23 protein-coding genes and 3 pseudogenes are annotated in these 23,830 nt (G+C 64.2%); 15 read left to right on the top strand and 11 right to left on the bottom strand.

Annotation, left to right across the window (positions count from 1 at the left end; translation table 11 throughout):
* Window positions 1-266 precede the first annotated feature (266 nt).
* The 8 genes and pseudogenes from NRB20_RS20060 (at window position 267) to NRB20_RS20025 (ending at window position 8,982) form a co-directional block, all read left to right on the top strand.
* The gene (locus tag NRB20_RS20060) at window positions 267-2,456 is read left to right on the top strand and encodes a sensor histidine kinase (RefSeq protein ID WP_319945156.1); all 2,190 of its coding nucleotides are present in this window, start codon (window positions 267-269) and stop codon (window positions 2,454-2,456) included.
* A 9-nt stretch (window positions 2,457-2,465) separates the two neighbouring features.
* Window positions 2,466-2,882, top strand: coding sequence for a roadblock/LC7 domain-containing protein (locus NRB20_RS20055; protein WP_319945155.1), 417 nt, complete (start codon window positions 2,466-2,468; stop codon window positions 2,880-2,882).
* Between the two features lie 21 nt (window positions 2,883-2,903).
* Window positions 2,904-3,017 (top strand): annotated as a pseudogene (locus NRB20_RS38240) (ATP-binding protein); the annotation flags it as partial.
* A 188-nt stretch (window positions 3,018-3,205) separates the two neighbouring features.
* On the top strand, window positions 3,206-3,778 hold the full coding sequence (locus tag NRB20_RS20045; RefSeq protein WP_153411679.1) for a TetR/AcrR family transcriptional regulator: 573 nt from the start codon (window positions 3,206-3,208) through the stop codon (window positions 3,776-3,778).
* Between the two features lie 1,585 nt (window positions 3,779-5,363).
* Window positions 5,364-6,440 carry a phosphotransferase family protein gene (locus NRB20_RS20040; protein WP_319945154.1) on the top strand — a complete coding sequence of 359 codons (1,077 nt, stop codon included), beginning with the start codon at window positions 5,364-5,366 and terminating at the stop codon, window positions 6,438-6,440.
* Window positions 6,433-7,521, top strand: a complete 1,089-nt coding sequence (locus NRB20_RS20035) for a TIGR03857 family LLM class F420-dependent oxidoreductase (protein ID WP_153411678.1) — start codon at window positions 6,433-6,435, stop codon at window positions 7,519-7,521. The genes NRB20_RS20040 and NRB20_RS20035 overlap by 8 nt, the downstream gene beginning before the upstream one ends.
* A 38-nt stretch (window positions 7,522-7,559) precedes the next feature.
* Window positions 7,560-8,267 (top strand): TetR family transcriptional regulator, encoded by a 708-nt coding sequence (locus NRB20_RS20030; protein WP_153411677.1) that lies wholly within the window; start codon window positions 7,560-7,562, stop codon window positions 8,265-8,267.
* A gap of 124 nt (window positions 8,268-8,391) precedes the next feature.
* On the top strand, window positions 8,392-8,982 hold the full coding sequence (locus tag NRB20_RS20025; protein ID WP_194289938.1) for a TetR family transcriptional regulator: 591 nt from the start codon (window positions 8,392-8,394) through the stop codon (window positions 8,980-8,982).
* Here NRB20_RS20025 and NRB20_RS20020 read toward each other — a convergent pair.
* Complete coding sequence (locus NRB20_RS20020; RefSeq protein WP_194289937.1) at window positions 8,907-10,190, bottom strand: PucR family transcriptional regulator; 1,284 nt, start codon at window positions 10,188-10,190, stop codon at window positions 8,907-8,909. The genes NRB20_RS20025 and NRB20_RS20020 overlap by 76 nt on opposite strands.
* Before the next feature lie 407 nt (window positions 10,191-10,597).
* Between NRB20_RS20020 and NRB20_RS20015 the strand changes: the two genes are divergently transcribed.
* The 6 genes and pseudogenes from NRB20_RS20015 (at window position 10,598) to NRB20_RS19995 (ending at window position 14,372) form a co-directional block, all read left to right on the top strand.
* Window positions 10,598-10,747, top strand: coding sequence for a hypothetical protein (locus NRB20_RS20015; RefSeq protein WP_153411674.1), 150 nt, complete (start codon window positions 10,598-10,600; stop codon window positions 10,745-10,747).
* 164 nt (window positions 10,748-10,911) lie between these two features.
* Window positions 10,912-11,242 (top strand): annotated as a pseudogene (locus NRB20_RS38235) (hypothetical protein); the annotation flags it as partial.
* 10 nt (window positions 11,243-11,252) lie between these two features.
* Window positions 11,253-11,720 (top strand): nuclear transport factor 2 family protein, encoded by a 468-nt coding sequence (locus tag NRB20_RS20010; RefSeq protein WP_153411673.1) that lies wholly within the window; start codon window positions 11,253-11,255, stop codon window positions 11,718-11,720.
* A complete protein-coding gene (locus NRB20_RS20005) occupies window positions 11,717-12,784 on the top strand; it encodes an NAD-dependent epimerase/dehydratase family protein (RefSeq protein WP_319945153.1) in 1,068 nt (355 codons plus the stop codon). Before NRB20_RS20010 ends, NRB20_RS20005 begins: the two co-directional genes overlap by 4 nt.
* Complete coding sequence (locus NRB20_RS20000; protein ID WP_153411672.1) at window positions 12,781-13,311, top strand: nuclear transport factor 2 family protein; 531 nt, start codon at window positions 12,781-12,783, stop codon at window positions 13,309-13,311. Before NRB20_RS20005 ends, NRB20_RS20000 begins: the two co-directional genes overlap by 4 nt.
* A complete protein-coding gene (locus tag NRB20_RS19995) occupies window positions 13,308-14,372 on the top strand; it encodes a zinc-binding dehydrogenase (RefSeq protein WP_227833689.1) in 1,065 nt (354 codons plus the stop codon). Before NRB20_RS20000 ends, NRB20_RS19995 begins: the two co-directional genes overlap by 4 nt.
* Window positions 14,373-14,857: 485 nt before the next feature.
* Here the strand turns inward: NRB20_RS19995 and NRB20_RS19990 are convergent, their stop codons facing one another.
* The 6 genes and pseudogenes from NRB20_RS19990 to NRB20_RS19965 all read right to left on the bottom strand — a co-directional run bounded on the left by NRB20_RS19990 (window position 14,858) and on the right by NRB20_RS19965 (window position 20,215).
* Window positions 14,858-15,748: an SDR family oxidoreductase gene (locus NRB20_RS19990; protein ID WP_319945152.1), complete on the bottom strand. Its 891-nt coding sequence runs from the start codon at window positions 15,746-15,748 to the stop codon at window positions 14,858-14,860.
* Between the two features lie 181 nt (window positions 15,749-15,929).
* Window positions 15,930-17,183, bottom strand: a complete 1,254-nt coding sequence (locus tag NRB20_RS19985; RefSeq protein ID WP_153411671.1) for an AfsR/SARP family transcriptional regulator — start codon at window positions 17,181-17,183, stop codon at window positions 15,930-15,932.
* Window positions 17,184-17,670: 487 nt separating this feature from the next.
* Window positions 17,671-17,769 (bottom strand): annotated as a pseudogene (locus NRB20_RS39625) (multicopper oxidase domain-containing protein); the annotation flags it as partial.
* 143 nt (window positions 17,770-17,912) lie between these two features.
* On the bottom strand, window positions 17,913-18,611 hold the full coding sequence (locus tag NRB20_RS19975; RefSeq protein WP_227833688.1) for a class I SAM-dependent methyltransferase: 699 nt from the start codon (window positions 18,609-18,611) through the stop codon (window positions 17,913-17,915).
* 158 nt (window positions 18,612-18,769) lie between these two features.
* A complete protein-coding gene (locus tag NRB20_RS19970) occupies window positions 18,770-18,967 on the bottom strand; it encodes a hypothetical protein (RefSeq protein WP_153411669.1) in 198 nt (65 codons plus the stop codon).
* 144 nt (window positions 18,968-19,111) lie between these two features.
* Window positions 19,112-20,215 (bottom strand): GGDEF domain-containing protein, encoded by a 1,104-nt coding sequence (locus NRB20_RS19965; RefSeq protein WP_153411668.1) that lies wholly within the window; start codon window positions 20,213-20,215, stop codon window positions 19,112-19,114.
* 442 nt (window positions 20,216-20,657) lie between these two features.
* On the opposite strand from NRB20_RS19965, the gene NRB20_RS19960 reads away from it, so the two are divergent.
* The gene (locus NRB20_RS19960; protein WP_153411667.1) at window positions 20,658-21,086 is read left to right on the top strand and encodes a lipocalin-like domain-containing protein; all 429 of its coding nucleotides are present in this window, start codon (window positions 20,658-20,660) and stop codon (window positions 21,084-21,086) included.
* A gap of 15 nt (window positions 21,087-21,101) precedes the next feature.
* Here NRB20_RS19960 and NRB20_RS19955 read toward each other — a convergent pair whose 3' ends face one another.
* The 4 genes from NRB20_RS19955 to NRB20_RS19940 form a co-directional block, all read right to left on the bottom strand.
* Entirely contained in the window at window positions 21,102-21,884 is a 783-nt protein-coding gene (locus NRB20_RS19955; protein ID WP_153411666.1) for a DUF899 domain-containing protein, read from the bottom strand.
* Window positions 21,885-21,906: 22 nt separating this feature from the next.
* Entirely contained in the window at window positions 21,907-22,239 is a 333-nt protein-coding gene (locus NRB20_RS19950; protein ID WP_153411665.1) for an ArsR/SmtB family transcription factor, read from the bottom strand.
* Window positions 22,229-22,663 carry an SRPBCC domain-containing protein gene (locus NRB20_RS19945; protein ID WP_153411664.1) on the bottom strand — a complete coding sequence of 145 codons (435 nt, stop codon included), beginning with the start codon at window positions 22,661-22,663 and terminating at the stop codon, window positions 22,229-22,231. Before NRB20_RS19945 ends, NRB20_RS19950 begins: the two co-directional genes overlap by 11 nt.
* A gap of 88 nt (window positions 22,664-22,751) precedes the next feature.
* On the bottom strand, window positions 22,752-23,768 hold the full coding sequence (locus tag NRB20_RS19940) for a DUF6670 family protein (RefSeq protein ID WP_153411663.1): 1,017 nt from the start codon (window positions 23,766-23,768) through the stop codon (window positions 22,752-22,754).
* Between the last annotated feature and the right edge of the window lie 62 nt (window positions 23,769-23,830).

Here is a 23,830-nt window from a genome sequence, read left to right as displayed (position 1 = left end):
TTCGCGTCGTCCCCGCTGGGTCGCCGTCCGCAGTGCGCGGTATTGTGCCCGCCTGCCTTTGTCGGCAGGTCGAATCGTTGACTGATTAATTTGTCGCGGGTGGTGGTCGGCAGTCCTGTCATGTGTATTAACGGCCGTCCGGCGTCGGCGACATTCATTGCGTTCTGGAGGATCGGTTCTTGTCTTGGCTGACAATGCGGCCAGGGGTGCGAACGAAAATTCTGGCGATCGCGCTCGTGCCGAGTTTGACACTTTTCGGTCTAGGTGTGGCCGAGGCGGTCTATCTTGTGCGGGAGGGACAGCACGAGCGAAATTTCTCCTCTGTTCTGGAGAACGCAAACAAATATTCCCGGGAGATGATCGCATCTGTCGAGCAGGAGCGCCTGCTCTCGGTGTGGCGATTGGCGGGCGGGCAGAATGTCAGCGCTCAGCTGGGGGATGCCAGAACGCGATTGGATAACGCGATACAAGGTTTGGTACACGTGGCGTCCGACCTTGCTGACGTTGGCGCGGCAAACTTGCAGGACACTGTCGCGGGCTTTACGGCCCTTCGTGATCAGTTGCCGATTATTCGCGGCCGAGTCGACGCGCGGGTCTTGCCGATCGCCGACGCGTACGGCATCTATACGAAGTTGTTGTCGAGCGTGGTCGGTGGCACGCTGGCGGTCGAACGGACGGCCAACGACAGCGGTGTCACGTTTGCATTGTCGGGTGTGTTGCGCATCTCGCGAGCCATGGAGGGGATATCCCGCAGCAGTGCCCTCTCCGCGGCGATTACCAGCGGGGCTGCGCTGCCGCCCGAACTGCTGGCCGAGTACCGAAATATTGTCGGGTACTCGCGCACCGAGCTCGCGCAGTTGGCGGAAGATCTGGATGGCTCCGCCGCTGCTGCCGTGAAAGATATCTTGGCCACGCCTGCTTGGCGCGTCCTCGGCGCGATGGAAGACTTTCTGATCCGTTACATGACCTCATCAGGAAAGCCCGAGCTGGTGGCGGCGATGCCTGCAAGTATTTCGGATTGGAAGGATGCCGCAGATCAGATCAATCAGAAGATGCTGGGTTTGTGGCAATCTCAAAGTGATCGAGCAGATCACGCCGCGGTGTTGTCGGCGGACCGCAGTTCCCGAAACTCTCTCGAGGTCGGGATCGGTATGCTCGGTATCGCGATTCTCGCCTTCGCGCTTTCATTGTGGCTGGCGAACCGCCTGATCGGCCGGCTTCGCCGACTGCGGATCGAGACATTGGTACTCGCAGAGGAACGGCTACCCGAAACGATAGCGAAACTGAACCGCGGTGAGGGGCTCGAAAACGAGACCGCGACCGGCCTGCTCGATTTCGGCAGTGACGAGATCGGCTCTGTCGCCGCAGCATTCAATCACGCGCACACGGCCGCTGTCGCTGCCGCGGCAGCCGAGGCGCGCACCATGGACGGGGTCCGAGCGGTATTTCTCAATATCGCCCACAGAAGCCAGATCGTGGTGCACAAGCAGTTGGAACTACTGGACGAAGCCGAACAGCGGCAAGAAGATCCGGAGCTGCTGGACCTGTTTTTCAGACTCGATCACCTTGCGACACGCGGCCGCCGGAATGCCGAGAACTTGATCATCCTGGCAGGCGGTCGACCGGGACGGCAGTGGCGCTGGCCGGTTCCATTGGTCGACCTGATCCGCAGTGCGGTCGGAGAGACGGAAGACTATGCGCGTGTTCGTCCGTGCCGTGTCCCGCCGGTGTGTGCACTGGGGCCCGTTGTCGCTGACTTGATCCATCTGCTGGCAGAGCTGATCGACAACGCACTGTCGTTCTCTCCTCCCCAATCGCGGGTAGAGGTCTCTGCCACGGTGGTTGGAAAAGGAGTGGTGATCGAAGTCAGTGACCAGGGCATGGGGATCAAGCGGCACGACCTCGAGCGAATCAACGAAATGCTTCGCAAGCCACCAGATTTCGGTGTCCAAGGATTGTTCACAGACTCCCGGTTGGGCCTGTTCGTCGTCGCGCGACTGGGTGCCGGGCACGGTATTTCGGTCCAACTCGCGGAGTCCGACTACGGCGGCGTCCGAGCAATCGTACTGATGCCGAAAGCGGTGGTCACAGCGGAGGATCCGACCTCGGTCGAGTCCGAGCGCGGAGACCGGCCCAGGAGCCGGGAGCGGCAAGTCTCGGTCACCCGAACGCCGGTGCCTGCTGTCTCTCCGCCAGCTACCGCGCCCGCCATTCAGGCCTCGGACACCGAGCCCGGTACCTTGTCCGCCGTCCAGGACCGGCCCCGATTGCCGCGGCGTCGACGCCAGAAAAGCCTTGCTCCGGAACTGGCCGAACCATTAGCCCCTGAACAACTTTCGCCGCAATTGCGTTCTCCGGAAGAGGCCCGAGGCGTGATGTCGGCGATCGCGAACGGCACTCGCCAAGCACGCCGCAGTCTTCGGGAATCCGGCCCTCTCAATGAATCGACCGAATAGGACCCCATCGTGACCACTACCCACCCAGATGATCTGAATTGGCTGCTCGATGATTTGGTCGACCGTCTGACCGGGGTCCAGTACGCTGTGGTGCACTCAACCGACGGTTTGGTCCTGGGCCGGGCCAACAGCATGACCAGGGAGGACGCGGAACACTTCGGTGCCATGTCCGCCACACTGCACGGCCTGGCGCGCAGTGCCGGGTCCCGTTTCCGTGGCGGCGCGGTCCGGCAGGCCGCGATCGAACTCGAGCATGCTGTGCTGTTCGTGACCGCGGCCGGTGAGAACGCGTGCATCGCCTTGCAGGCCACGAACACTACCGACCTGGGAATGGTCGCGTACGAAATGAACGTGACGGTGGCGCGAGTCGGCGCATTCCTATCCACACAACCGCGCGGTTACCGACGCGATCCTCCCGCCCACTGAGTCGCGATGGTCGTTCGGCGAACTTCGATGTCCACCGGCGTCGATGACCTCTCGGGGGTGGAAAGCAAGAAAACCACAACGGTCGCACTGGATTTCGGTCGCATTACGATAGACGACGATCCGGTGCTGTACTTGCCTCACCGCCGACGCGAGCGGCCGTCGATGTCGCTCGTAGCCCCGGCTCGGTGCCCGAATTTCCTGGAGGGCTCGAAGTTTCACCTCGGTAATGCGCACGTCGGGGCCGGGCGCCGCGGCGTGGGTCGTCCGGCGCCATGGTGGCGGCAACATCGATGACATCGGCCGCTGTAGTAACGTCTAGACGTATGTCCGATGTTTCTCCTGCGGCACCGGCCCGCCGTGTTCTGACCGGCAAGCGCGCTGAAACAGTGCAGCGTCTGGCTGACGCCGCCGTCGAGACATTGCGCGCGGTGGGGTACGACGAACTCACGTTGCCGTCCGTCGCGATGCAGGCCGGTGTTGCTCGCGCAACCGCTTACACCTACTACTCTTCGCGAGAGCACCTGGTGGCGGAGGTGTACTGGCGGCGTTTGACCTCTGGTTCACCCGCCGACGCCGATTCCCCGCAGGTCGCCGTGCGCGTGGTCGGTGTGCTGCGATACCTGGCTCTCGTGGTTGCCGATGAGCCGGCCCTCGGTCATGCGATCGCGGTCGCGTTGAACAGTCCGGATCCGGACGTGAAGTTGCTGCGCGAAGAGACCAGCCGCTACATCCACAAATTGATCGCCGCCGCCGTCGGCTCCGATGGTGACGCGAAAACCGTGTTGCTGCTCGAGTTGCTGTTCACCGGCGCAATCGTGCGCGCCGGCTCCGGGGAAGTCGCGTACACCGATATCGCGGACCTCCTGGAAGAGCTCGTCCTCGACCAGCTGTCGTAAGTTGTTCCGGCCGACCCGTGCGTACAGGTCGGCCTGGATCTTGTACATCTGTGCTTATTGCGAGGGGCTTGGACAGCACGACGATCGGTAGCGCCGGATGCGGGAATCCGGCCGTCACCACTGCCGCGGCCAACGCGATGGTGGAGGTGAGCAGCGAAACACACTGTGTCACAACTTGTTCCAGCATCGACAAGCTGCGGTCGCAGGCGCGGGAGAGTTCGTCGTGGTAACCGGCGTCATCGAGCGCGGCCGAATCGGCATGCGGCGGCGGTGATCAACCGCGACTCGGCCGGCCGACGGACGCCGGGCTCGAGACGCGCACCACAGGCGGCGACCGCGGAGACCAGTCCAGTTCGTGCTGCGATGGTGACGGTCAGCGCCCTCATTTGCCCCAGCGCACCTACCACGCGGGCCGAGGTGGGCCGGTAGCGAACAGACAGTGAGTCAGCAGGCCGGTGAGTGGGTGCCTTGCAGGGTCAGGAGGGTGCAGAAGGTCGCAGCTGCGACCTTCCACTGGCCGCCTACTTGTACAGCTTGGCCGTTCTGGTTGGGCAAGACCGGGTTTCCGTGAATCAACAGTGTGTAGGTCACGTGGGCATGGCTCGCGTCGGCTCGAAGTACCGAGGAGACAGTCGCGGAGGTGCCTTGCGTCTGGGGATTGGCTGCCAGCGTGCTGAGTGCGGGTGTCAACGCAGTACCGTTTTCGACAGCGCTCGTGCGCTGAGCGATTGGGAGAGTGGCGTCGAAGAGAGTCTGGTAGGCGCTGGTCACGGCCTGAGTAAGAGCGGGGTCCGCGGACGCCGCCGCTGTCGCGCTAGTGGTCGTGGTCGCGGCGGTCGATGAACTGGAAGCGGTCGTGCTGGAGCTCTTGGTGCTCGAACAGCCTGTCACCATCGCCGCGGCGATGGTCACGAGGCTCGCGCAGGCTGTGAGCCGCTGAAAACGTCTGTTGCGCATGAGATTTCCCTCTTTGTCGAGATGGGTGACGGTCCAGGCGTCACCTCTGCGGTGGTCCGAGATCCCGTGCAGTGGTTCATGGGTGTGGCCCGACGGTGAACTCGTGCAGTGAACGATGACGCAAAAATGGACTGCTGTCTAGACTTTGGGCCAAATATGCGGGCGCCGTCTCGAATCCTGGCCGATGTCGTTGTTCACAATTGGGGTTCACCTGGTGCGATCGCGAAAGTGGATATGTGTCTAGACGTCGATCTGCATAGGCAGTAGCCTGGCTCGGGTATCGAACTCGGGAGCAGTATGAAGACACAGTGCGGTCAGCCCGCATGTCGGCTTGGGGAAGAGGTGCCGCAACCGCCCCCGGCTGAGGCGGCAGCGTCGATGCGACCTGTCCGCGCAATCGGTGACAGTGGTGTGCCTGGCGGTGAGTGTGCGTTCCGACCTCTCGCGTTGAACGTCGAGGACGCTCACGCGGTGTGTGACGGTTGACACACCCGAATAATAAAGATAAGTATTATCGAAATCTAAATGGTAACGCCTTCCGCTCTGCGAGGCAGGCCTGCATCGGGCCCGGCAAGACCTTGGACTGCACGTCTGAATACGTTGTGCCCCACTAAGAAACGAGTGACTTGTGACTCTCGAGCTCGCGCTTCCACATGGCCCCGCGGACATCACCGCATCATGGTTGTCCAACATCCTCGGTGTGCAGATCCAGGACGCTTTGGTCACGCCGATCGGGACCGGACAGACCGGTGCCACCTACCGGGCTCAGTTGAGTTTCGGCCGTGCCGCGCCCGCTTCGCCTCGCACGGTGGTGGTCAAGTTACCGTCACAGGACGACGCTGTGCGCGAGCGCGTCGCCCTGGGGTACCGCGCCGAACACGCCTTTTATCGCGACGTCGCGCATACCCTCGCCGTCCCGGTGCCTACCGTCTACCACTGTGCGATTGATCGCGACGGCGCCGACTTCGTGCTGGTCATGGATGATCTTGCGCCCGCCGAGCAGGGGGACCAGATCGCAGGCTGCGACCCGGAGTTGGCTCGGGTTGCCGTCGAAGCGCTTGCGGGCCTGCACGGACCCCGTTGGTGTGATCCGGCGTGGCTGGACTTCCCGGCGGCATCGATGCCCAGAGGTGGCAGCGACTTCGCCCGCGGCATGGGAGAATTTGCCCGGCTCGCCGCCGAAACCACAATCGAGAAACTCGGCGCGCAACTGAACGCGGAGGATCGCGACACTGTGCGTGAAGCGGCTGAACTCATCGAGACATGGCTACTCGCCGAGCCCGACCGCTTCTGCCTTCTGCACGGTGATTACCGACTGGACAATCTCCTCATCAATGCGGCCGACAAAGCCGTCACGGTCGTCGACTGGCAGACGCTGTCGATCGGCTTGCCGGCTCGCGATCTGTCGTACTTCCTCACTACCAGTCTGCAGCCCGATCAGCGTCGCGAACACGAGCGTCGACTCGTGACGCACTATCACACCGCGCTGCTGGGCCACGGTGTGCGCGACTACTCCGAAACCGAGTGCTGGACCGACTATCGGCTCGGCACGCTGCAAGTTCCGCTGATCACCACCCTGGGCCTCGCATTCACTGCCGGGACCGATCGCGGCGACGACATGATGCTGGCCATGCTTCGGCGCGGCTGCCGCGCCCTGCGCGAACACGACACCTTCTCGCTCGTCCGAGGACTGATCCATGACTGATCCGGTACACACTGCCGCGCAACTCGGCGATCGCGATGCCGTTGCGCCAGAGGCGCTTACCGAACTCGGCTGCTACTTACTCGCCGGAGCCGGCGGCGACGGGCCGGCCTCGCTGGTCGCGGAGGCCCGGCGCGGCGAGGAACTCGGACTGGGCACCGCATTCATTTCCGAACGCTGGAACGTCAAGGAAGCGGCGACGTTGACCGGCGCGGCGTGCGCGGTGACCTCTCGCATGCGGATCGCCACCGCGGCCACCAATCACAACACCCGCCACCCGCTGATAACCGGTTCGTGGGCGACTACCTTGCACCGGCTTTCCAACGGGCGTTTCACCCTCGGTATCGGACGAGGCATCGGGGCGCTGTACGCGGGGTTCGGCATCCCGGCGGTGACTACCGCGCAGATGGAGGACTTCGCCGCTGTGATGAGGCGATTGTGGCGCGGTGAGGTCGTTCTGAACCACGACGGGCCGATCGGCAACTATCCGGTCTTGTTCCTGGACAGCGACTTTCGCGAAGACATCCCGTTGGCCCTGGTCGCATTCGGCCCTCGCACACTGGAACTCGGTGGTCGCGCTTTCGATGATGTCATCCTGCACACCTACTTCCCGCCCGAGACGGTGCGACGGTGCGTCACGACCGTCAAACGCGCCGCCGAGAAGGCCGGACGCGATCCCGACAGCGTACGAGTTTGGTCCTGCCTGGCCACTGTCGGTGACCATTTGCCCGAAGAATTGCGACTGCAGAAGACAGTCGCTCGCCTTGCTACCTACCTGCAGGGCTACGGCGATCTGATGGTCACTACCAACGATTGGGACCCTGCTGTGCTGCAACGCTTCCGCGATGATCCGGTCGTGCAGTCGATCGGCGGTGGGATCGATAGCAAGGCCACCAGTGCCCAGATCGAACATATCGCCACCTTGATCCCCGACCAGTGGCTCGAACCCGCCGCGACAGGTACAGCTCAGCAATGTGCTGAACGCATCCGCGACGAATTCGGCTACGGCGCCGACCGCGTCATCCTGCACGGCGCGACGCCCGACGAGTTGGCTCCGATCCTGGACGTCTACCGGGGACAGTGACGAGGCAGCCACTGTGCCGGCGAGATAAGTTGCCAGCTATGGAACAGCGCCCGCCCATGCCCTCGCAGCGCGGCCGACCTCGGCGAATCGATCCCGACGCCATCGTTCAGGCAGTGCTCGAGATCGGACCCGAAAACGCCACCATGCGACGTGTCGCGCAGCACCTGGGCGTCAGCGTTCCGGGCCTCTACCACCACGTCAAGAACCAGGACGAACTCCTGAGACTCGTCGCGCGGCGGACTCTCACCGCAGCGCCGCCCCCACGCTACGAAGGTCAGCACTGGGCGAGCTGGTTGCGCGACTACGCCACATATATTCGCACTACGCTGACCGCTGAACCCGCCCTGCTGGAGAAATTCCTCAGCGGCGCCGCCGAATACGATGGCGAACTGGCATTCGTCGGCGACGCCCTCGATGCGCTGTGTGCTGGAGGACTCGGCCCCGACGATGCGCTCGATGTCTACTCCGCGATCACAGAGTTGGCGCTCGGCAGCGTCAGCGAAGCGCACCGAGAGTATGTCCATGCGCAACAAGGCCGTCCGTGGCTTGCCCGAATCTTGGCGATGACCTCGCGCGCTCCGATCGACGATTATCCTGGCCTGCGATCGATCGCGCGCTCCGGGCGCGACCCTTTCACTGTCGAGGCTTTTCAGCGCCGGATTACCCTGTTGCTCGAGGGCATTGCCGCACAGTACGGCCTACCGACCGAACCTTCGCAGGGGTGCGAGGCCACCCGCGGATCGTAGGGCGCCGCGCGGAGTTCGGCAGCGGAACGTTGTCCGGAGACGAGCCCGCGTTGGGCAGCGGGATCTCGTGGTGAGCTTCCAGTGGAAAGTGCATCTCGAAATAATTGGAGTACCGTCTAGATTTGTGTCCACTTTTTCCGGTACGGAGCAGACCCGTCGACGCCTGACTGCCAAGAAGGCTGACGTCGCGCAGGCCCTTGTCGACGCAGCGGTCGCGATTCTGCGTGACGTCGATTATGAGGCGTTGACGATCAAGGCCGCCGCAGCCCGGGCGGGGGTCGGTCGAGCCACGGCATACACATACTTCGCCTCCAAGAACCACCTCGTCGCCGAGGTGTATTGGCACCGGGTGGCCGGTATCGAACCGCCGAAGACCAAATCGGCGGATCCTTCTACGCGAGCTGTCACGGTTCTGTGTGAACTGGCACTTCTGATGGCCAGCGAACCTGCCCTCGCCCGCGCGGTCACGATTGCGATGTGCAGCTCGGACGCCAATGCCGTGCTGCTGCGTGACAAGATCGGTCTCAGGGTGCACCGCCTGATCGCCGAAGCGCTGGCCGACACCGGCGACTCGGTCATGATCGATCTACTCGAAGACGTCTACTTCGGAGTGCTTATCTACTCGGGAAATGCCGGAACCTACTCCGAGGCCGAGCTGTGCAGAACTATCGAAAACGCCGTGCTGCATTTATTCGGGATACCGTCGGCCTCCTGAGCAAAGTCCCGACGGGTGGCGCCGATCGGGGGCCGGCCGCGAGCGATGAACGCCGACTGGATGAGCCATACGCTATCCGCTGAAGTCGGGTTGCGACCGATGATCTGACCGATTCTTCTGAGACGGTAATCGACTGTGCCGGTGTGAATTCCGAACTGCCTTCCGGTCCGCCGCCTGTTCAGGTTGTTGTGCAGGTGTGCCTGTAGGAAAGTCATCAGCTCGGGATGATCCTCGAGCGGATCCAGGATGCTCGCCAAGCTTTCTCGACCAGGACCGGGAGCCGTCAACTGCGCGACCAACGCCATGTCCCTGAGCCGATAGAGGCCGGCTGGATAACCAAGGCCGGTAATCGATTCGAGTAAGTGGTGGACATGCTTGACCGTTTCCGGAACTGTCGCGAGGTCGGCGAAATCGACTGTGGCCGTGATCGGTGCGCGGGCCGCGTGCGACAGCCTCGCGGTCAGTCGCTCGAGGCTTCGATCGCACACGTCCTGCGCCGGAAGCAAGATCGTTCCGCCGATATGGCTCAACAACGCTAGGGCGTCGGCCCCCGTACTCGCCTTCAGCTCACTACGCACACGACGTGTTCTGCCGCGGTGTGCAGGATGCGGATCAATGCGTTCGGCGAGTTCTTCCGAGTGCGGCGGCATGTGAATCGCGAGAACGGCGTATCTCGACACGAGCCTGATGCCGCATTCGCGGGCCACATCGATGGGACTCTCTCCCCGGAGCAATGCGGTGGCGACTGTCTCGGTGGCGTCAGGTGATGAGGGCCGGGGGCCCGTGGATTTATGCGCGTACGCCTTGGTTATCGCGCTGGTCAACAGATCGAGGGCGTCGATGAGGCCTGCGATCCGCGCCGCTTGCCCCGTGCCGCGCTCCTCGTGGAAAGATCCGCGGGCGTTGTTCTCGACAGTCATCGCCGAAGCATCGGCTGCGAGCCGTACCCGCCGGTGAAGGGCATGCAATACGCTGTCGAGCGGTAGGCCGGAGGTAGCCCATCGGGCAGCGGCGTTCTCCAACGGAGGAATGCACAACGGCATCGCGTCATCCCGCGTCGCTTCGACCAGCAATTCGAGGCTGCGGTGCGCGGCTGCCGCGATCCCGCTGCGGTCTTCGCTCGTCGGCGCTGTGCCAGAGGTGGTGATCTGTTCGAGGATATCGGCGACCGAGTTTTCGATGGTGCACTGTGCCTGTGGATCCAGCATGGGCGACCTACGGCTGTGTGAGAGGGATCGGGTCCTGGGAACGGCGAAAACGCTTTCATCTGTTCGGACAGGCTGGGTGGACGGCTGACAGCCTAACGCAGGTCTAGACGCATGTCTAGACCCATGTCCATTTATCGGCGAGACTGGATTGGATAGACATCTAGACGTTAGTCTGCCAATTGTTCGATGGCGCCTCGGTAACCGAGCTGTCGGCTGACGGCGCACCGAGTCGATGCTTGCATCGGCGTTGACGATGCGAAGGGTGATCACGACGCGGGTGTCCATGACTTCTGACCGCATCTAGTAAACTAGACTAACGTCTAGACGGATGGCTATATAATCTCTACTCTCGTTGTCGAACCGTCGAAGACGTCGCCGCGCGCCGGGAGCCGGATAGAGGAGGAACCATGGGCTACGAGGATCTGACGAGGGCGCAACCGGCTCAACTCCTGCCCGATCTGATGCTCAGCGGCCACATGTCGGACCGCGCCGGGATGCCCTATGTGATCGCGGAATTCGGGATGGACGAACAATCGCAGATCGCGATCGAGGAGTAATGAATCTGCATCCCGCGTTGAAGCCGCAGGTCTACACCGGAGTCACCGTCGAGCGAACACACTCGGGGGAGTTCGGCGGCGTGCGTCTGCGTTTCCCCACCGATGCGCCCGCAGTGCGCGACCGCAGTTGGATGGCCACCCTCGGCCCGGGGGACCTCGGATGGTCCGCTTTCCTGTTCCATCCCCGGCGTATCACACCCGAGGATCGTGACCGTCTCCTCGAAGCGTGCCACGTCGGCGGTACCACCGTGCACGGCAGTGGTCTCAACCCCGGCAATATCTCGGGCGTTCTGCCGCTGGTGCTGTCGGGGATGAGCCGCAGGGGAGCCGCTCATCGACATCGAGGCGTTGTGGACCGTCGGCGGCGAGTACCCCGCGCAGTGGCCGAAGCCGCAGGATGGCTGGACACTGACCATCGAAGGCGACCCCTCGATGCGGACCCGCTTCTTCTCCCTGGTGAGTTTCGTCCGTCCCGCGGCGAGCCGGGAAAGGGTGAGCTGTGTTGATGAGTGTGCGACAGATCAGTGACCAGCTGGAAATCACCGCGCTACTGAACACCTACGCTCGTGCGGTCGACAGCCAGGACTGGGAGCTGTGGCGTTCGGTGTTCACCGAGGACGCTCGTATCGATTACTCGAGCGCTCCCGGCGGCACGGCGGGACCACGCGACCAGATCGCCGAGTGGCTGCGCACCAACGTGGCACTGTTGCCGATGACGCAGCACTACATCACGAACGTGGAGATCGAGGTCGAGGGCGATACCGCTGCCGTGCGAGCGATGTTCTACAACCCGATGCAGCTGCCCGGCGTCGAGGGACTCAGCTTCTGCGGTGGCTATTACCACCATCGCCTGGTCCTGACCGCCGAAGGCTGGCGTAGCCGAGAGCTGCGCGAGGAGAATATGTGGTTCGGCAACCAGCCGTTCGCGGCGGATACCCCCGGCCGGGATTCGAACAGGAGACATCAGCAGTGAGTGCCCGCCATCTGGTCATCGGAGCGAGCGGCTTCCTCGGCTCGCATGTGGTCCGTGCCTTGATCGAACGTGGTGAGCCCGTGCGGGCGATGGTCCGCAGAACCAGTTCGCTTCGCGCACTGGAGGATCTGGATGTCGAGTACGCCTACGGCGATATCGAGGATCCGGAGTCGGTCCGCGCGGCGATGCGGGGCTGCGAGGTCGTGTATTACTGCGTCGTCGATGCCCGGCCGTGGTTGCGCGACCCGGCGAGGTTGTTCCACACGAACGTCACCAGTCTGCGCCCGGTGCTGGATGTGGCGCTCGAGGCCGGGCTGCGACGGTTCGTGTTCACCAGTTCGATCGCGACTCTCCCTATCGGCGAAGGCGTCGTCGACGAGGGGTCGGGCCCGCACAACTGGGAACGCCGCGGCGGGGCCTACGTGCAGTCGCGCGTGCAGGCGGAGCGCCTGGTCCTGGACTACGCGCGCGATCGCGGGCTGCCCGCTGTCGCGATGTGTGTGGCCAATACCTATGGGCCGGGCGACTATCTGCCGACGCCGCACGGCGGATTCGTCGCGGCGGCCGTGCGGGGCAAGATGCCGTTGTACGTTCGCGGCGTCGGGGCAGAGGTCGTGGACATCCGCGATGCCGCGCGAGCCTTGATTCTGGCCGGAGAACGCGGCCGGGTGGGGGAGCGTTACATCGTCTCGGCCGGATTCCACAATTCCCGTGAACTGCACGATCTCGCCGCGAGAATCAGCGGAGCGGAACCACCGCGATACGGGATACCCCGCGCCATGCTGCCGGTGGCCGGGCTGCTCGGCGAAATAGCCGCCCGAATCAGCGGCAAAGAGGTTCGTCTGACCCGGACATCCATGCGTCTGATGCACATCATGACCCCGTTGGATCATTCGAAGGCCGAGCGCGAACTCGGATGGTACCCACGACCGATCAGGGACACGATCGGCGACGCCGCGCATTTTTTCACCGTAGGAAGGCGGCGTGGGAGAGCAGATGGATCGGCGGATCCCGATGTCAGCGGAACAGTGCCTTCCACAACACCGACAGGTGGTGAAGTATGACCGATAAGCTGTCCGATGAACAATTGGCCCAGTTGTTCGCGAAGCAGGAGATCACCGAGCGACTCGCCGCGTATTGCCGGGCGATGGACCGGATCGATCTGGACCTGGCCCGGTCGGTGTTCCATCCCGACGCGGTGCTCGACTACGGCGCGATGTTCACAGGCTCCACCGACGAATTCGCCGAATTCATCGGCGCGGTGCACCCCGCGTTCGAGGGGCACGTCCATCATCTGGGCTCGATCGGGATCAATGTCCATGGCGATGAGGCGGGCAGCGAAGCCTATGTGATTTCCCGGCTGCGTTCGCGTATGGATGACGGCACGTTCTCCGACTTCGTCTCCTACGGCCGGTATGTCGACGAATGGCAACGGCGCCAAGGAATCTGGCGGATCAGCCGCCGCCACTACCTGCATGTACTCGACGAGACCCGACCGATCACCGCGCCGGCCTTCCCGGCGGGAGGGTCCCGCGACCGCAACGACCCCGTCTACGGGGCCCTGGAACGACCCGGAAAGCAGAATTCATGAACGACACGATGCGCGCGGTCAGCCTCCGCGACGGCACGCTCGCCCTGCGCGAGATCGCCCGGCCGGTACCCGGGCCGGGCCAGATCCTGGTCCGCACCCTGGCCTGTGCCATCTGTGCGTCGGACCACCACTACATGGATCACCCCGAGGTCGCCGCGGCCGACCGATCCGGCATGCGGGTGCACGCGCCCGATCAGGACGTGGTCATGGGCCACGAATACTGTGCCGAATTGGTCGAATACGGTCCGGATACCCAGCGGCAGTGGCCGATCGGCACCCGTGTCACCTCCGTGCCCGCGCTGTTCGTCGACGGTGGAATGCGCATCATCGGCATGGCGCCCGATGCGCCGGGCGGGTTCGGCGAGTACTTCCTGCTGTCCGAGGGATTCGCGCGATCGTTGCCCGATGACCTGCCTGTCGAGCGTCTGGCTCTGGTCGACGCCATGGCCGTCGGCTGGTACTACACGCGTGTCGGGCACAACGACACCACGGTCCCGCTGGTCATCGGACTCGGCGCGATCGGTCTGTCGGTGGTCGCCGCACTGAAGCAGCGCGGCGCGAAAACCGTTGTTGCAGCGGACTTCAGCCCCTCGCGACGGAAACTGGCCCGCGAGTTCGGCGCCGACGTGGTGATCGATCCCGCCGAGCGTCCGACCTTTGAGCAATGGCGGGCAGCCGCGTGGGGCAATTCCGAGGACGTGCACGATCGCATCGCGCTGGCGGGTCTGGCGCCCTGCACCGTCTACGAGTGCACCGGTGTCGAAGGAGTCCTTGCCGACATCATCGAGAACTGCCCGATCGGCACCCGGATCCTGTCCGCGGGCGGAGCCGGGAGTGACACCATTTCCTCGGCGACCGCTCACCTGAAGGGGATCAACCTGCAATTCGGTGGCGGTCCCGCCGTCGAGGACTGGTACGAGACACTCGATCTGGTCGTGAGCGGTGGACTCGATCCCGAACCGCTCATCGGCGAAACCGTCGGAATCGACGGCCTCGCCGATGCTTTCGAACGAGCCCGCGCCTCCGATGCCCCACCACGAATCGTGTTCACAACGGCGTAGCCCGTGTGGGGTGCTCGGCAGCTCAGCGGTGGGCGTGAGGAGATTCGTCGCTCGTGGACGCCATGGACTCGGCCGGATTCACCACGTTTCGAGACTGCGCACTTCGCCGACGGGAAGCCATACGAGAGCGAGTACAGTATCTGGGTCTAAGCCCCGAAATCCGGTGGGGCCCCTGCGTCCTTTGGGTATTCCGGTCCTGCTGGATCGGGTGCTTCAGGCGCGGGGTTTGTCGTTCAACGAGGACAAGACCTCAATCGTGTCCCTGGATCAGGGATTCGACTTTCTGGGGTTCACAATTCGGCGGTTCACCACCCCACGAGGGGGCAAACTGCTGATCAAGCCCAGCGCGCAATAATCCACTTAGCGGCAACGGGTTCGGTCTCGAATAAGACAGTGCGAGTCGGGTCCCGCGCCGTTCTCGAACGCCCGCCAGCGGCTATGAGCGGATACGCGCGGCGTATCGGGGTTCCGACCGTATTCGCGGTTCAGTCGTCGGGAATGGAGGTCTTGGTCAGCTCCTCGGAGATCGTCCAGATGCGTTGGGCGTCATCGGTGTTGGTCAGGCGGGCGTAGAGCTGCTGCTCGGCGGGCGGGCCGCCGAGGTGGCCGGGGCCGCTGGGGCCGTAGAGTCGCCCGCCCTGAGCGTCGGGTGCGGTCGCGGCGTACAGGGCGGGGAGTTTCGCGGTGTCGACGGTTCCGAACAGGATGCCGCGGGCGGACAGGGCGCTGATGAGCCGCCTGCGCGGTGTCTGTTTCGTGCGGCCGACCTCGGGACGGGCGGCGAGCAGGTTCGTCGGCGCGACGCCGGGGTGGGACAGGTTGCTGGTGATGCCCCAGCCGTCGGCTCGGCTGCGGCGGTCGAGTTCGAGGCCGAAGAGTCCGAACGCGATCTTGGATTGGCTGTAGGATTTCGCGCCGTTGTAGGAGTGCTCCCAGTTGAGGTCCTGCCAGTTGATCGCGTGCTGGTCGGCGGCGACGCTGATCTGCGAGGTCACCCGTGCCCGACCGGCGCGTAACAGTGGCAGCAGGTGCGCGACCAGGGCGAAGTGGCCGAGATGGTTGGTGCCGAACTGCAACTCGAACCCGTCGGTGGTGCGCTGCCGGTCCGGCGGCGTCATCACGCCCGCGTTGTTGATCAGCAGGTGGATGGGCCGACCCTGCCGGCGCAGGGTCTCGCCGAATGCCGCCACGGAGTCCAGCGAGGACAGATCGAGGCTGTGCAGGGCGAGGTTCGCGTGCGGGGCCGCCTGCGCGATGGTGGTGATCGCCGCCTGGCCCTTACGTGGATTGCGCACGGGCAGCAGCACTTCGGCTCCGGCCGCGGCCAAGCGGGTGGCGATGCCCAGCCCGATGCCGTCGCTGGCTCCGGTGACCACCGGCGGCGTTTAAGGCCGCGATTCACTGAACTCGTTGCGAGACTGGCGTAATCGAAACTGGCGTAATGATGTGTGGCCGAGGCTCGTGGCGCCGACGTACTTGGTGGCGAAAGGTCTTGCGGCCAGCAGATATTCGTTCCCGGGTGACTGATGTCGATGAGGTATCGCGCACGGACGTGGCTCACTCGGTCGGGCGCGAAGTGCGCTCGATCGGATCGCTGCCGTCGAACTCGCCGAACACGAATCGGCAGTGCGGTTGCAGGGTGTGGGCGAGGTTCACGATTGTGGTCAGCAATCGGGGGTCGGCACTGAATTGTATTGCCGTGCTGATGAATACGGCGTCGTAGTGTTTGGTTCGAAGTGATCGGCGGACGATATCGGCCGCGTCCTGATCCTCGATGATGCAGGTGTCGACCTGGTGCTCGACAGTTGGTTGAATTACCTTGTCGGAATTCGCTTTTCGATATCCGGAGGCAGCGGGTAACGGGAGATTGCCGGTGTCGCCGACGAGGTCGGGGTGTAGTTCGACTCGAAGTACCGTGGTGGACGGCGATTCTCGGACAGAACCTGTCGCGGCGTCACCCGGTCGCGTCTCGGGAGGAATGCGGCGGGGATCGATCGCGGTCGCCGAATCCGGTGCCAACAGGGCGGGATCCTGGTGCAGGATTCGTTGCTCGAGAGTGCGGAGTGAAGGGCCGGGGTCGGTTCCGGTGTCGGCGCGCAGGCGTTGACGGAACCGGTGCAGGGCTGCGAGGGCCTCGGTTTGGCGACCGCTGCGGTACAGCGCGAGTGCGAGCAACTCCCATCGGCGCTCTCGGTAGGGGGCGGCCTCGATGGCGTGCGGAAGTGCGGCGATGGCCGCAGCGGTCTCGCCGAGAACGAGTCGTGCGGCTTGGAGCTCCTCCAGCGCGGTCTCGTACAGCTCCCCAAGGCGGACGCGAGCCCCCGTCAGCTCCGGCATATCACCGAGTTCTTCCCACGGCGCGCCGCGCCACAACTCCACCGCCGCCTCGAAATCGCGCACCGCGACCGCCGAACTGCCGTGGGCGAGTTGCTGTTGCGCCCGGGTGATCAAGGCCGGAAGGCGGCCGTAGTCGGTCTGTTCCAACGGGACGGTCAGCGCGTATCCGCCGCGACCGCGCTGCAGATAGCGATGTCCGGTCTCGGCGCCGAGGCCGGTGCGCAAGCGGTTGATCATGGTGCGTAATGCCTGAACGACGTTGCGCGGCTGTTCGTTTCGCCAGACTCGATCGATCAGGTAGTCGTCCGGGACCGGCACGCCGAGGCCGGTGGACAGCACCGTCAGCACCTGCCGCGTGCGTGGACCGCCGAGATTCGCCGGCACACCGTCGATCTCGACCTCGGTGGGGCCGAGAATTCGGCAGAACGGTATCGACGCTCCCGCCTCGGCCGGTTCGGTCCGGACATCGGTCATATTTTCGGCTCCTGATCGCCACGCAACAGATCCGATGTCTTATCGCCGTTCGGGCACGCCGCGTATACACACCCGCGTCATCGGTGAAGCTCTCGCGGGCGATCCGCATTCCGCCGAACGCGCCACTCAGCCCGGCCGACCCTGGAAGATATGAGTGGGCTGGGCCGCGCACGTCTCGCTCGGGCAAACCGGGCGATCGGCCTGCCCAGGTCGATGAACTCGACGTGTGAGAACCGATCAGCCAGCCGAGATAACATGGGCGGCAGCGAATTTCGCCGCGTTCACGCGCCTCGACGAACAGGTTCGACGCCTCCACCACACCGCTGCGCAGCCTGACGCGGACATCGGGTTCCGGCTGTGCGTATACGGGCGCCTGGCTCCGGATCGCGTATTCCACCTCGCCGGCCAGCGCGGCGATCTTGTCCCGCAGTTGCGGGGCGAGTTCGGGTGTAAGCGACGCCAGCGAAAGGGGCTGTGGCGTGCGGCGCGAAGCGGGTGCGGCCAAGGTGTGGCCGTGTAGGTGCATCGGGTGGAACATCATGGTCTTGTTCACGAAACGGAGCCGAACTCGTTGGCTCGCAGTCACATCCAGTGGGATGTGATCGGGCTAGGTCTTGCCGTTGATCGTCCAGATGTACCTGGATGAATCGGTTCCGAGGGTCACCTCGATCGGGTGTCGGCGCTGAATTGTATTGCCGTGCTGATGAACCCGTCGCTCGGGAGGGCTGATCAGCCGACTGGTGCGGAGCGGTGATTCGCGTGGAGGACGGTGAGGCCGTGTGGGGTGGTTTCGGTGTGCTGCATGTGCAGGTTGTTTGCCCGGAATTGGTCGACGAGCCATTGGGTTGACAGTCGAAGTTTAGGGTAGCTTCCTTTGTCGAGTTTCCAGGTGTCGCCGTGGCGGGTGTGGAGGATGTCCCAGACCATGACGGTGTCTTCATCGATGTAGTCGAGAAAGCAGGTGAGGATCTGGTCGGGGGTGCTGCGTACGGGGATGAAGCGGTCGGCTCCGCGTCGTTCGGTGCTCAGGTCGCGGTAGGTGATGGTGAGGCTGCCGTTCGGAGTGAGGGCTGTGGCGGAGTCGGCGATGAGTTGTTGTACGTCTGTTTTGGTGGGGAGATGCGTGATGGTGTCGCCCATGCAGGTGATCGCGGCGATCGACGCGGGGGTGAAGAGGTGTGGGAGAAGTCCGCGCAGGTCGTCGTGGACGGTGTGCACGGTGTTGGTGATGCCGCGGCGGGTGCAGTGGTTTCGAAGTTCTTGCAGGAGAATGGCGCTGGAGTCGATGGCGGTGATGGAGGTGAAGCCCAGATCGGCCAGTGCGAGGGTTTGGAGGCCGGGACCGCAGCCGAGGTCGACCGCGGTGCCGTTGCCGATAGTGGTGTCGAGTCCGAGTGTGCGTAGTAGTTCGGTTTGCGTGGAGGCCATTGTGTCGATGTCGCCGCCTAGCATCCAGGTATAGTTCTGGGCCAGGAGGTTTTCGTAGTGTTCTGTTGCAGTTGCCAATTCGAGGTTTCCTTCACACAGTCGCGGTGACTCGGTCGGGGATGTGATCGAAGGCCCGTCGGGGCGTGCTGTGCCCGAGTTCAGGGCTGCGCCGGGGCGTCAGCGGTGAGCTGGAGCAGGTAGCCGTCGATATCGGTGATGAATGCGGTGTCTGCGTTTGTCGGCTCACGGAACCGGCGGTGCACCTTGCCGCCCGCGGATTCGACGTTGATCAGGATCCGGTCCAGTGTCGAACTGTCGCGCCGATAGAATTCGACGGCCGACTCGACGTCTTTCACAACCAGGTTGACGTGATTGAGTGCCGACGTCGATGCCGGGCCAGTGTCTTCGGTATTGTCCGAGATTCAGTCATGCGCTCATCCTGCAAGTTGAAGTCAACTTGAAGTCAACGGGCAGGTCGGGTCCTTCGTGGCGTGCGCATGTCATTCGGAAACCGGGTGATGGTGATCGTGGGGCCGGGTGAGGTCGTCGAGGACGACGAGATTTCCGCCGGAATGTTTTGCCTGGTACATGGCGGCGTCCGCGGATTGTAGTAACCGGTCCGGGCTCGGGCGGGGGCATTGTGGGCAGCTGGTGGAGTCGAAGACGACGACGCCGACGCTGGCGGTGATCTCCACCGCGGTGTCGGACGGTTCGGCGATCAGGTGACGCAGGCGTTCGGCTTCGGCGCGGGCAACGTCGACGGCGATCGGTGCGGCGACCACGAACTCCTCGCCACCGGTACGCGCCACCACCGCACTGCCTCCGGCGGCGTCGGACAGGCGCTTCGCGGTTCGCACCAGGACCGCATCGCCGACGCGGTGCCCCCAGGTGTCGTTCACACTCTTGAAGCGGTCGAGATCGAAGGACATCACACAGATCGCGGGACACCGCTCGACCAGCAGCGGGAGTCGAATCTCCAGGCCGCGGCGGTTCAGCAGGTGCGTCAACGGGTCCGAGAGCGATTCGGTGCGCAGCAGCCAGTAGAGGACCTGCAGCGCGGGTAACACGCTGACCACCGACACGAACAGCACCAATCCGACCGCGACGGCCAGCGGGACACCGCCGCCGCCGGTGGCGATCCGCACCGAGAACACGACCACCGACAGCAGCGACCACGTCGAATGCGCGGCCAACGCTCGCGCGCTGTGGAAAAAGCCGAGATAACTGCCGGTTACCACGAGCAGCACCGCGCCCATGGCGCCGAACACCCGGTTCGGCACCTGCAGGAACTCGATGGTGAACAGGACGTCGGCGCAGGCGATCAGCACCAGCGACTCGGTCCTGCTCGGCCAGGGCAGCAGCCACCAGCGCAGAGCCCACAGCACCCCGCACACCACCCCGATCGTCGAGGCGATGCCGGGCGTGCCGGGCGGACCGTCCGGCGTGCCCGCGATCACCGCACCCATCACCGCGATCGCCGCGCCCGCGACACCGATCAGCAGTTTCAGCGGACGCACCGACGATCGAGCCGCCAAGGTGCGCACCAGCCAGCGGTAGTCGACCGGATCGTCCCACCAGGCCCGCAGCGTGCTGCCGTTGTTCATCGACTCACCCGTGGTCCCGACCGCATGACCAACCGTTGCTCGTACCGACTGTGAGAGTTCCAGGAAATCTCACCAGCTAACCCGCAGCAGTCTAGACCGGATGGTCTCGTGCGACGAGTGAATGTGCGTGCCATTCCGGGGAGATTCTGGGTTGTCGCGATCCTGTCCGGGCTGGTCGCCGTTGTTCCCACTGCGGCGTTGGTGATCGAAGCGGCGGAAGATATCGCGTGGTGCCGCAATCGCTCGGGAATACGGGGTGCCAGCTGTGTCCCCGGCTACGACTCCAGGTCGAGGCGGGTGTCACCGATGATGACGAATCAGGATGGTGCGGCTCTCGGATTTGATACTCACCGAACTCTCGGCCGCCGGCCTGGGTGAAGGAGATGCGCTGTGCTTTGCCGGGGCGGGTGTCCGATGACCGGGCCGGGGCTAGCATCGGGGAATGGACGTCGGTGAACTGGTGGGGCGGTGGGAGCTGACCGGGTGGACCGCTGTTGACGAAAATGGTTCGGTTTCAATGCCTTTCGGTGAGAGGCCGCAGGGCTGTGTGATTTATACGCCGGGTGGGTGGATGAGTGGTCAGCTCGCGGTGGGCGGACGGCGGGAGTTGTCGACGTCGGTGGTGCTGGCTGGGGCCGAAAGTGAACGGGCCGAGGCGTATTCGAGTTATGTCGCTTACTGCGGTGAATATCGGTTGGAAGCGGATGTGGTTGTGCATACGTTGCGGATGAGTTTGTTTCCGAATTGGGTGGGTGTCGAGCAGCGGCGTAGGGCGGAGTTGATCGGGAATCGTCTGGTGCTCGCTACGCCGCCGACGGTCGTGGGGGAGCGGGTGTTGGTCAATCGGCTGGATTGGGTTCGCGCGGAGTAGCGGGCGGTATTCTCGTCAGCGTGCCGGGGGTTCGCAACAGGCGTGCGGCGCTTGCTCTTTCGCGCCTCCGGCCTCGCCTCGGCCGATGGCTTCGGCGACTCTGCCCAGCCACTGGTCGCCGGTTTCGTCTACCGCGGCGGTGTATTCGTCGTGCCAGTTCCACCACTGGTACGGCGCGGTCGCGGGGTAGCCTTCGGGCGAATCCTCCCACGTTTCCTGGCGGCCCAGGGCCGTCATGTCGAGGTAGCTCCAGGTATTGCCGAGGGTTTCGTCGCCGCGGCGGTGGATGAAATAGGTGCGGTATATCTGGTCGCCTTCGCGGATGAAGGCGTTCGTGCCGTGGTATTCGTCGACGCCGAAATCCTTGTCGAATTCGTCGGTGATGGTGTACCAGGGCATCGCCCAACCCATCCTGGCCTTCACCTTTTCGATCTCGGGTTGTGGTGCGCGCGAGGCGAATACGAGGGTGGTGTCGCGGGCCTCGAGGTGGGCGAGATTGCCGACGTGGTCGGCGATCATGGAGCAGCCGCGGCAGGCGTGTTCGGGCCAGCCGACGACGCCGGGCTCGAAGAACGCGCGGTAGACGATCAGCTGACGGCGGCCCTGGAACAGATCGAGCAGGCTCGCCGGTCCCGTGGGGCCTTCGAATGCGTACTGCTCGTCGATGGCGACCCATGGCATGCGGCGGCGTTGGGCGGCCAGCGCGTCGTGTGCGCGCATCACCTCCTTCTCCTGCACCAGCAGCGCCAGACGCGCTGTCTCCCAGTCATTTTGCGAAACGATCGGCGGTGTGTTCATGGTCTGATTCCTGTTCGGTTGTTCAGTTTCGGTCCAGGGCGTTCTTCAGGGCGTCGAGCGGCCCGTCCCAGTCGCGCGCGAGTGCGGCCAGGAATTGTTGCGCCACCTGCATCGGCGCGGAGCGCAATCGATAACGCACCCGGCGGCGCTCGCCCGGCTCGGCGGTCACCAGACCGGCCTCGGACAGCAGCGTCAGGTGTTTGGTGATGGCCTGCCGGGTGATCGGCAGGCGGGTCGCCAAGTCGGTGGCCGTGGCCGGCCCGGCGGACGCCAGCGCGGCGAGGATCGCGCGTCGGCTGGGGTCCGCCAGGGCCACGAACACCTGCTCGGCAATCGCCTCCTGGTCAGGCTGCATCGAGGTAGGTGGCCAGTTCGCCGAGCTCGTTGCGCCAGCCCTGGGTGTTGCCGTCGAACGCCACCTTGTGGGCGTCTTCCGGGAGCTGGGCGAAACCGGATTCGACCACGGTCAGCCGGGTGCCCGCCGATACCGGTTCCAGCGTGAACTCCACGTAGGTCCGGCGCGGATCCTCCTCGGGCAGGCCGAAGATGTGCCAGGTGAATCCGAATACGCGCGGCTCCTCCACTCGCTCGACCCGCAGGTCGGCGCGGTGCTCGCTGTCGTTCCAGCGCATCCAACCGGTGCCGCCGGGGCGCAGCTCGATGTCCGCTTCGTTACCGAACCAGGTGCCCAGCCCTTCGGCTGTGGTCAGCGCGCTCCACACCTTGGCGGGCGGATGCGCCAGCTCGATCGTCCGTTCGATGTGATCGGGGAATCCCATGAACCACCTCACTTAGTAGCAACTTGTCGGTTGCAATAGTATTGCAACCGACAAGTTGCGTCAATGGTGGTCCGGAACGAAGGTGCTGTCAGTGGGTGCCGATGTATTCGATGTACCCGGTGCCGGTGACGGGTTCGCCGCGGAAGTGGCCGTCGTACCGGTAACTGCCGACATAGCCACCGGCCATTCCGTAGACGTAGTCGTCGTTGGTGGTGCCGTGGATTTCGATCAGCTCGCCGCCGTTCTCGTCGTCGACGCGCCAGCTGAATTCCTTTCCCAGGTGCATGGTCAGGCCGTTGGGCGTGCGCCGGGGAGTGGGCTCGAGGCGCTGGACCTCGAAGCGGAAGCCGTTTTCGTAGGTCCCGCCGTGGTCGGTGAGCGAGCGCAGGTACACGGCTTGCTGCATGGGGATTCCGCCCGGGCCGCGCAGTTCGACCATCAGGACCTGGGTGCTGTCGTCGAGATTGATGATGTGGTAGGTGAAGAACCGCAACGGCAGCGGCACCCGGACCGCGCGGGCGTATTCGAGGGTGTTCAGACCCGACAGTTCGACGGTGGATCCGCCGTGGGTGATGGTGCCCTCGTACCGGCACAGCAGCGACCAGTGGTCGTAGAGGTCGCCACGGAATTTCGCGAAGTGGGCGATCTTGTCGGTCGCGTGCACGCGCAGATCGAACTCGAAGTCCGGGTTGCGGTAGGTGACGGTGAACTGGGGGTAGCGGGCCTCGAGGCGGAAGTCCTCGCCGAAACGGACGAGGCTGGAGTCGGGGGCCAGTTCCAGATCGCGACCGACCCGGTAGCCGCGGAATTGGCCGGGGAACTCGACCCCCGCGCCGATGAGGAGATTCGCGGTGTCCGCGGCGGAGGTCTCCACGAGATGGTCGTTGGCCCACAGCCGGACCGCGGGCTGGCCGATGATGGCGATGACGTCCAGAAACCGTAGCGGGGCAGGAAGATTCGGCAGCATCAGCCCGTAGTGCACGGTCGAATACCGTCCGCGCGGGGGATGAAACGGGGTCGCGGGATCGAACGGGGTGCCCTTGAGCGAGTGTGTGGCCGAGACGCTGCGCTGCGCCGTGTGTAGCACGAGATCTTTCAAGCCCATGAGGTGGTCCCTTCGCGAACGGCAATATATGTGTGACTGAAGGTAACATGAAGAATTGACTC

The sequence above is a fragment of the Nocardia macrotermitis genome, assembly GCF_009604405.1.
Lineage (GTDB): Bacteria > Actinomycetota > Actinomycetes > Mycobacteriales > Mycobacteriaceae > Nocardia > Nocardia macrotermitis.
The sequence above is the reverse complement of the archived record's forward strand: the minus strand, read 5'-3'. Positions and strand labels throughout refer to the sequence as shown.